At 34.1% G+C, this 8,846-nt stretch carries 7 protein-coding genes and 1 pseudogene; 6 read left to right on the top strand and 2 right to left on the bottom strand.

All coding sequences use genetic code 11. The features are described from left to right. Positions 1-199 precede the first annotated feature (199 nt). Positions 200-934 carry an SDR family NAD(P)-dependent oxidoreductase gene (locus FHL06_RS10590; protein ID WP_162000176.1) on the top strand — a complete coding sequence of 245 codons (735 nt, stop codon included), beginning with the start codon at positions 200-202 and terminating at the stop codon, positions 932-934. A 383-nt stretch (positions 935-1,317) separates the two neighbouring features. On the opposite strand, the gene FHL06_RS10585 is transcribed toward FHL06_RS10590, so the two are convergent. Beyond that, entirely contained in the window at positions 1,318-1,869 is a 552-nt protein-coding gene (locus FHL06_RS10585; RefSeq protein ID WP_153386449.1) for a TetR/AcrR family transcriptional regulator, read from the bottom strand. A gap of 165 nt (positions 1,870-2,034) precedes the next feature. Between FHL06_RS10585 and FHL06_RS10580 the strand changes: the two genes are divergently transcribed. The 5 genes and pseudogenes from FHL06_RS10580 (at position 2,035) to FHL06_RS10560 (ending at position 7,286) form a co-directional block, all read left to right on the top strand. After that, positions 2,035-3,306 (top strand): YhgE/Pip domain-containing protein, encoded by a 1,272-nt coding sequence (locus FHL06_RS10580; protein ID WP_153386447.1) that lies wholly within the window; start codon positions 2,035-2,037, stop codon positions 3,304-3,306. A 154-nt stretch (positions 3,307-3,460) separates the two neighbouring features. Further along, entirely contained in the window at positions 3,461-3,688 is a 228-nt protein-coding gene (locus FHL06_RS10575) for a hypothetical protein (protein ID WP_238334025.1), read from the top strand. A gap of 85 nt (positions 3,689-3,773) precedes the next feature. Further along, positions 3,774-5,102, top strand: a complete 1,329-nt coding sequence (locus tag FHL06_RS10570) for an Nramp family divalent metal transporter (RefSeq protein ID WP_153386445.1) — start codon at positions 3,774-3,776, stop codon at positions 5,100-5,102. 25 nt (positions 5,103-5,127) lie between these two features. After that, the gene (locus tag FHL06_RS10565; protein ID WP_238334024.1) at positions 5,128-6,429 is read left to right on the top strand and encodes a PTS transporter subunit EIIC; all 1,302 of its coding nucleotides are present in this window, start codon (positions 5,128-5,130) and stop codon (positions 6,427-6,429) included. Positions 6,430-6,518: 89 nt separating this feature from the next. Next, positions 6,519-7,286: pseudogene (locus tag FHL06_RS10560) on the top strand (alpha/beta hydrolase). Positions 7,287-7,632: 346 nt separating this feature from the next. On the opposite strand, the gene FHL06_RS10555 reads toward FHL06_RS10560, so the two are convergent. Continuing rightward, positions 7,633-8,673 (bottom strand): zinc-binding dehydrogenase, encoded by a 1,041-nt coding sequence (locus FHL06_RS10555; protein ID WP_153386443.1) that lies wholly within the window; start codon positions 8,671-8,673, stop codon positions 7,633-7,635. Positions 8,674-8,846 lie beyond the last annotated feature (173 nt).

The following is an 8,846-nucleotide window of genomic DNA, read 5'->3' as shown; positions in this document are numbered from 1 at the left end:
TGCATCAAGACGAAAAACCTCTTTCATTGTTTGTGGAGAACTCCAATGATACCTGATTTTTTCGTCTTGGTGTTTTTATTTTGGAATTTTATTGAAAGTGGCTAACTTGATTATAAAATTCGCCAAAGTATTTAACATAGCTAGCAAATATTCATATACTGTAGTCATTCAATGAAGAAATGTAATAAGGAGAAATTAAGTGAGTATTAAAGATAAAGTTGTTATTATTACAGATGCTTCAAGTGGTATTGGTGCAGCAACAACCAGAGAATTAGCAAAAAAACACGCTAAATTAGTTATTGGAGCTAGAAGATTAGAAAAACCAAACGAATTGAAAAATGAATTCCCTGACGAACAAATCATTGCTCAAAAAGTCGATGTAACTAATTTAAATGAAGTTCAAGATTTGATTAATACCGCCAACAAACAATTTGGACATATCGATGCTTTATATAACAATGCTGGGGTAATGCCTGTCAATGCCTTGATTAATTGTGCTCGTGCTGAATGGCGACAGATTTTGAATGTCAATATTATGGGGATTATCAATGGTATAGCTGCTGTGTTGCCAACTATGGTCAAGCAAAAATATGGTCATATCTTAGCAACCGATTCCTTGGCCGGTCATGTTGTTGTTCCAAATTTAGCTGTTTACAAAGGTTCGAAATTTGCTGTAAGAGCAATCATGGAAGGACTTCGCGAAGAACAACACAAAAACAATATCCGGACAACTATTGTTTCACCAGGAGCAGTTTCAACTGAACTTTATAAATCAATCAATAATCCTGACAATCAAAAAGCTGAAATCAATGTCGAAAAACAAATTGGTCTTTCAGCTGAAAACATTGCTAACTCGATTGCCTTTGCAATTGACGCCCCTAATAATATGGACGTTAATGAATTGATCATTCGTCCTATTAAACAAGATGTATAGAAAAAACACTCTCCATATTGTCTCCAATTGAGAGGGTGCACTTCAATACTAAAAATATTCAATCTACTTTAATTTGGAAATTTAACAAATATTGATAAATCTCTGAATGACTTATTACGGCTCTACAATATTAGGTGTTGATGGAGAATTCCATCAACACCTAATTTCTGGTTTTTTATGTAAAATAAAAGGAAATTCCTCATCAACAGCTGTTGACAAAGAGCCAAAAAAATCAGGACCAAGATTGTAAAAATTACAATTCTGGTCCTGATTTTTCTGTGTTTTAGATTCCATGAATAGATTAGACTATAGATTTAATATATATACCGGCTTCTAAAGCGTTATTTGCGGCTTATATTCGAAAAAGATGTGACTGACCTATACTACGTAACAAATATCAAATTAAGAGTGTCTGATAATTGCTGGATTTCTTTGCTTGATGGAAAGTCATTTGTCTGCAAGTAATATCTTATCATCCCTAACATCATGCCACCAATAACATTTAATTCCAAATCTGATTCTGGATGTTTGAGACCTACTTGTAAATGATTAGCTAAAATATCTTTAAGACCATCCATTAGTTGCATTTTAGCTTGCGGAATTGTCATTATCGCTTTTATTGGTCTGCTCCAACACTTCATTAATTGTCTAAGTTCCGGTTCTAGTATACTAATTGAGTTATTTAAGACAATTCCCTGATTTATGAGTAATAGCTTTTTTTTCAAGGTCTCATCAAGCCACGTAAGAATATCTTGTAATATTGCATCTGTCAATGCAAATTTGTCCTCATAATGCAAATAGAACGTTTTACGACTGATCATAGATCTGAGTGCAATATCACTAACAGTAACGTTGTCAAACCCATTCTCTATTACTAGGTCAACAAATGATTTTCTGATAACATCGTCAGTTTTTTTCATTCTAAAATCTGTCATATCGATTCCTCCATTACCAATTACCAATTTTGTCAATTCTGTAACCTTATGACACATATTGCTGCTATCTGTAGCATTAAGACCCAAATCATATTAATTTGGCCATGTTTTTAATTTAAAAATTAATATAAACTACCCCTAGAATAAAAAAAGGAGGCAGTGAAAATGTTCAGTGTATTTAAGAGAAAAAGCATCTGGATCTGCATGTTAGTCGCTGCTATATTAATTGGATTATTTGCCTTCGCGCAAGTTGGAGCTAGAAGCACAGTTAAGGTTCGTCATTTACCATTAGCTTTAGTAGTAAACGATAAAGGAAAAGATGCTAATAATGTTGTTAAGAAATTACAAAAAGAGAGTTATAAGAAAAATTCTGAAATCAAATGGGTCAATGTAAACCACACGAATGAACTCACTAAAGGTTTTGCATCCGGAAAATACTACGGGGCCGTTGTCATTCATTCAGGATTTACTAAAGATATCAATCAACAAACAGACTATTTGAAAGGTAAAATCATAACTCAGAAACTAGACGCACTGGAAGTTAAAACACCAATGGCTGCTAAGACGGCACCATTCCAACAACAAAAAGTCTTAGCAAATTCATTAACCATGAAAACTCCCAAACAAGCAAAAGTATCTTTATACGTCAGTCAAGGAAGTAACGTTACAGTTGCAAACATTTTGACTACTGCACTTCCAAAGATGACTGACCGTCTAAATCAGAAGATTTCTAACAAATATATAACTGTTGCAAATAAATCAGGGCTAACGCTCTCTCCACAAGACTGGTCTAAATTGCAAACACCAATTCACGCAACACTTATAAAACGTAATAAAGTTTCAACCAAAGAAATAAATGGTATGGCACCATTCTTAGTAACCATCTTCTGTTGGCTCGGTAGTCTTATTGCTAGTTTATTGAACTGGCGAGACCATAGTAAGAATGAAAAGAAACGTAGTGATGGTCGCCTTTCATTAACTAGTGTCACAAGTCAATTAATTTCAGGCGTAGCAATTGTTGCTGCGATTGCTGTATCAGTTTACTTCTTCACAAAAGTTTGCTACTCCGTTCCCATCCATGATCCAAAACAATTTCTATTGCTGATTGGTGGTATATCATTTGTTTTCTATCTACTGCAGTCAGCTGTACTCGATTTGCTTGGACTAAAAGGATGGCCACTATTGCTTATTATCTGGATAGGTTCAATGGCAGTCATTACTTTCATTCCGCAAATGCTGAGTCCCTTATATCATAATTACGTTTATGATATTACTCCAATTCGATTTGCCTACGATCTTATTCTTAACCAGATGTATATTACAGATGCATCAATCACTGGTTCTTCAATGTTGAGCTTGTTGTACATTGGAATAGCTTCAATCATTGCCATGTATGCATCTACTCTCATTAAGAAACGGAAAGAAGACATAGCATAAAATTTATTTACACCTTTTTTAAAATTCTGAGCTTAGTAAAAACGAATTTAAGACATGAATAGTGGTTAAACCAAACATATCCCTGGTTTGCCACTATTTAATTCAACAAATGATAATTTATCTTCAAGGTTTTTTATGAAAGAGGATAAAATAAATGTCACTAGAACAACATCAACTAACTGATGCTAAATTGGTAAATCATTTATTTGATTTCATTGAGGATGGACAAAAGCTCGAAGGCATTATCGTTACAAAGCCTTGCTTAACGTCAGGGGTAGATAGAAAAACATTTTATCGTCACTACCCACCCGTTAATATTGTAGAGCCTAATAAACGTCATTACTATCGACAATATGTAAAGATACCGAAACATTTTCATTAATTTGTTGAACGCTCGACAAATATTTAACTTGAGGGATTTCTATTCGAAAAGTCAAATTTCTGTACAAAGAAAAGAGGACATAGATATGAAATTCGTAAATAAGGAAAATAAAAGCTTAGATGAAATAAATGGTAGCATAGATGTCCCAAAAAACGCAGGTTTTTGGAAGACAATGGCTGCATATACGGGTCCAGGTACGTTGATTGCGGTCGGATACATGGACCCCGGTAATTGGATCACGTCCATTGCCGGAGGGGCGAAATATAAATATGCATTATTGTCTGTAATATTATTGTCAAGTTTAATTGCCATGTTACTGCAAGTAATGTCTGCAAAACTTGGAATTGTCACTGGCAAGGACTTGGCGCAGCTTACACGAGAGAAAACATCTAAGTCAGTTGGAATCATTTTGTGGATTATTGCTGAGCTGGCTATTATGGCCACTGATGTTGCGGAAATAATCGGATCAGGAATAGCATTAGAGTTGTTATTTAGAATTCCATTAGTTGTCGGTATTTTAATAACTGCGACAGACGTTTTACTACTTTTAATTCTAATGAAGCTTGGTTTTCGGAAGATTGAAGCAATAGTTGCCACACTTGTATTAGTAATATTATTAGTCTTTATATATGAAGTTTTTCTTTCAAAACCAGATCCTTTAGGTATATTGACAGGCTTAGTTCCACAAATGAGAATTTTACAAAATCATTCCATGTTGTATCTGTCATTAGGAATCGTAGGTGCAACGGTTATGCCTCATGATTTATATTTAGGGTCTTCCATTTCACAAACTCGAAAGGTTGATCGGAAAAATGATAACGAAATAGCAAAAGCATTGAAATTTAGTACTATCGACTCAAATAATCAATTAATAATTGCATTTATTGTAAACTGTTTATTATTAATTTTGGGTGCTGCACTTTTCTATGGTAAAGACAGTAATCTAGGGCATTTTGTTGATCTATTTAATGCACTGAGCAACAAACAAATTGTTGGCTCAATAGCTAGCCCATTTTTAAGTATGTTGTTTGCGGTTGCTCTATTATCGTCAGGTCAAAGTTCAACAATTACTGGAACTTTGGCAGGACAGGTTATCATGGAGGGATTTATTAGATTAAAGATGCCTTTATGGGCACAAAGGTTAATAACACGCTTACTATCAGTAACACCAGTATTGGCGTTTGCCATTTACTATCATGGAAATGAAGCTAAGCTTGAATCACTATTGACATTTTCCCAAGTCTTTCTGAGTATTGCACTTCCTTTCGCCGTTATTCCACTTGTCAAATTAACTAATAGTAGAGAGTTAATGGGTAATAGATTTGTCAATCCCACTTGGATGAAAATTTCTGCGTGGACGGTAACAAGTATCTTAATCCTATTAAATATATATTTAATTATTCAGATTTTTTGACATTTGACATGGGAAGTAATTCTAAATGGTGAAACAATCAATGAAAAAATATAATAATCGGCCCATAATTGGTTGGCTTTACAGAATCAGTACTTTAAAATGTTTTAATTATTTGCAAAACGCATTAATAGTTGCTTTCCCGATAATTGTTGTTAATGGATTTCTTGAGACAATCTTGCAAACATTAATGACTGACAATGGATTTTTTGTAGTTACATTTCACTTAGAACACTTTGTTGCAAGTAATGTTGTTTTAATAAATCAACTGACTGTATTAGTTAAGTTATTGCAAGTTTTTGCCAATACAATAATTGCTGTCCAGTTCTCAAGAAATGTAGCTAAATCTCTAGATAATAATATAACTTGTGGTGCAATGACTGCATTTTCTTTTATTATTTTGAGCATTAAGTTGGGTCAAAGTAACGAATTAATTTTTATAATCCATGGTGTGACTTTTGCCTTGCTAACGGGACTAGGAGTTAGTAAATGTTTCGATTTTTTTAGAGTCGAAGTAAATAGGGATAATAATGATTATCAAAATTCGTTAATTTCGACATTGGCAAACATTAGGCCTATTCTATGTATCATCTTTGGTATTTTAGTTCTAAAAATATTAAACTTTGAAATTTACTCAAATGGAATAAACGTTCGCATTCAGAGCATAATTCAGACAAATCTAACTGATAATCACTACAGTTTGATACCAATGTTACTAATAATTTTTCTGAGAAGTATCAGTAAGTTTATGGGTATTAGTACAGACTCTATTTTTGATTTTAGTACCCGAGCGCAATTGGTAAATTTAAATCATGCTTTGAAATTTTCACATCCTGTAGCTGCAGTTTATCCGACCGCTTACTCGACGTTATATTCTTGTTTTGTACATTTGGGTGGTGATGGCATGTTACTAGCATTGGTAATTGTCGTACTCATCATAGGGGAAAATAAACATTTGAGAAGGTTATTAACTTGGTCGTTCATACCTACGTTTTTTAATTTCTCAGAACCAGTGATGGTTGGATTTCCAATAATGTATATGCCTATTTATCTAATTCCTTTTATAATGAGTCCTTTAGTAACGACGATCATTGTCTATCCGTTTTTAAAGTATAATATTATCCCAACACCAGTTTATCCAGTGCCTAATGGTACGCCAGGACCGCTGATGGGTTTTATTGCCACTGGGGGCAACATTTTGACCCTACTATTAGGACTTTTTTGCTTAATAGTTTCTTGCTTGATATATCTACCGTTTGTTAAAGCAGAGATGAAACTAATTAATCTAGAGCATGCAAAAATTAGTCCTCCTTTAAAAGATAAATTTTGAATTTGTGTGTCTAGAGAATCATAGATGGGGTGATTAATTTGCGAATCTTAAAAAAAATTATTGTTTCATTAGGTCTACTATGTTTCTTTATGACTTTAATTTTGTTATCTGATAAATGGACTAAACAGAATATTTCAAATTTGAAGATTCAACGCAACTCAGTTACTGAACCCATAGTTTTGGTTCCAGGTAGTGATGCCACGCAATATAGATTTGATTCTCTTATAAGAGACATTAATAAAAGGGAAGAAATACCTCATTCTTCGTTAAGAGTGTTAGTGAATAAAAATTATACGATTTCCTATAGTGGGACAATAAAAAAAGGTGATAAACAACCTTATATTGTGATTGCTTTTGAAGACAATAAAGATGGTTTTAAAAATATAAAGGAGCAGGCTAACTGGTTAAAATACGCTTTAAAATGTTTATCACAACAATATGAATTTCGAAAGGTTTCACTAATTGGGCATTCAAATGGTGGGCTGGTTATCACATATGCACTGGAACATAATTTGACTAGTCATTAACTAACTGTAAAAAAGGTTATGACTATTGCTGCACCGTATAATTTGAACGATTCTTCTGTTAGAAGTGAGACTGAATTATTAGAAAACTTGGTTACAAACAAAAAATACATTCCAAAATCAATTGATATGTATTCTTTAGCTGGCACTCAAAGTTATAGTAATGACGGGTTAGTTCCTTTGTACAGTGTATTGTCAGGTCGTTATATTTACCAAAAGCAAGTTAAACATTATACGCAAATAACTGTTTCAGGTGTTGGGGCGGAACATTCTGATTTACCACAGAACCGACAAATAATAATGGCCATTGAACAATATATTGAAACAACCTAAGATTAGTTATCTTAATTTATATTCTGAAATAATTCGTATATTATATGATTTACGTTATTTCGCAAGGAGGTAAGTAAATGAATGAGCGTAACTTTTCAAATTAGATAATTCTTTCCTATCCTGATTAATAACATTATATAAGTCTTCTTCTTGATTTTCATTTGGTAAAACTAATTAAACGTTCAAATTTTTTAAAACAAACTCTTTAGATATATACTATCTTAGTCCTAACATACGAGATGTATGGATTGAAAGTGAGGGAAATTATGGAAATAGTAGAAAAATGAGATGAAAATCCAAATAATTGGAATTTCATCTCACTTTTTCATATTTAATAAATCATCTATTATGGTTGAATCATTGCTTTGATTGTCTTACGAGCTTGCATATCCTGATAACCTTGGTTAATGTCATCTAAAGAATAAGTTTGAGTAAAGACACGACCAGGATTAATGTTACCTTCCAACACATCTTTAAGTAAGAATTGTTTGTCATAAGTCGTTACTGAAGCTGAACCACCGGCAATGGCGATATTTTGTGCAAAGGTTGAACCGATTGCATGATCGTCATAGTGGGGAACACCAACGAAGCCAATGCGACCACCATTATGTAGAACACCAAGAGCTTGTTCAAAGGCCGTCTTCATTCCTACACACTCAAGTGCTGCGTCGGCACCGCCACCAAGGATTTCACGTACCTTTTTAATTCCTTCTTCGCCACGTTCAGCGACAATAGCAGTAGCACCAGATTGTAGAGCCATCTGTTGACGGTCTTCATGACGACTCATCAAAACGATTTGCGAAGCTCCACGCATTTTAGCAGAAATGACAGCACATTGTCCGACAGCTCCATCACCAATAACAACAACTTTGTCTCCTGGCTGTACATTGGCACAACGTGCTGCGTGATAACCTGTTGGCATAACATCGGCAAGAGTTAAGAGTGACTTTAGCATGCCTTCAGTATAATCCTCTGGTTGTCCTGGAATCTTGATCAAAGCCCAATTAGCGTATCGGAAACGGACATATTCAGCTTGAAATCCGTTCGACCAATTACTACCTCCTTGGTGACGATCACAAGTTCCGTCAAATCCTGCTCGACAGGATGCACAGTCACCACAACCATGGGTGAATGGAACAATCACGAAATCACCAGGTTTGACCGTATTGATAGCTGAGCCAATCTCTTCCACAATACCCAGTGCTTCATGACCGTCGTTAATCGAATGTTTCTCCTTACGATCTCCTTGAGCGTATGCCCAAAGATCAGAGCCACAAACACAAGTGCGGACAATTTTGATAATTGCATCATCGTCAGCTTGAATAGTAGGCTTTTCAACATCCTCGGTGTCCACTAATCCGGGTTTTTCAAAAATCGCAGTTTTCATAAACAATAACCTTCTATTCCCAATGAGGAACTAAAATTGGAAATTATCCTTTTTTATATATTTTATACAAGACAATTATATATTTTATAATCTAGTTTTACAATTTATATCCATATAATATAATAATTGATTTAACAGAACTCTCATAGTAAAAAGGAGATATAATGCTTAGC

This window comes from Companilactobacillus halodurans, assembly GCF_009600985.1.
GTDB classification, from domain to species: Bacteria; Bacillota; Bacilli; order Lactobacillales; family Lactobacillaceae; genus Companilactobacillus; species Companilactobacillus halodurans.
Note: the sequence above shows the minus strand (reverse complement) of the source record. Positions and strands in the feature narration are given on the sequence as shown.

What these genes read in the sequence shown, in the direction of transcription:
- FHL06_RS10585 (WP_153386449.1), bottom strand. Translation starts at nt 1,869, where the DNA reads ATGACAGATTTTAGAATGAAAAAAACTGACGATGTTATCAGAAAATCA.
- FHL06_RS10580 (WP_153386447.1), top strand. Translation starts at nt 2,035, where the DNA reads ATGTTCAGTGTATTTAAGAGAAAAAGCATCTGGATCTGCATGTTAGTC.
- FHL06_RS10575 (WP_238334025.1), top strand. Translation starts at nt 3,461, where the DNA reads ATGTCACTAGAACAACATCAACTAACTGATGCTAAATTGGTAAATCAT.
- FHL06_RS10570 (WP_153386445.1), top strand. Translation starts at nt 3,774, where the DNA reads ATGAAATTCGTAAATAAGGAAAATAAAAGCTTAGATGAAATAAATGGT.
- FHL06_RS10565 (WP_238334024.1), top strand. Translation starts at nt 5,128, where the DNA reads ATGGTGAAACAATCAATGAAAAAATATAATAATCGGCCCATAATTGGT.
- FHL06_RS10555 (WP_153386443.1), bottom strand. Translation starts at nt 8,673, where the DNA reads ATGAAAACTGCGATTTTTGAAAAACCCGGATTAGTGGACACCGAGGAT.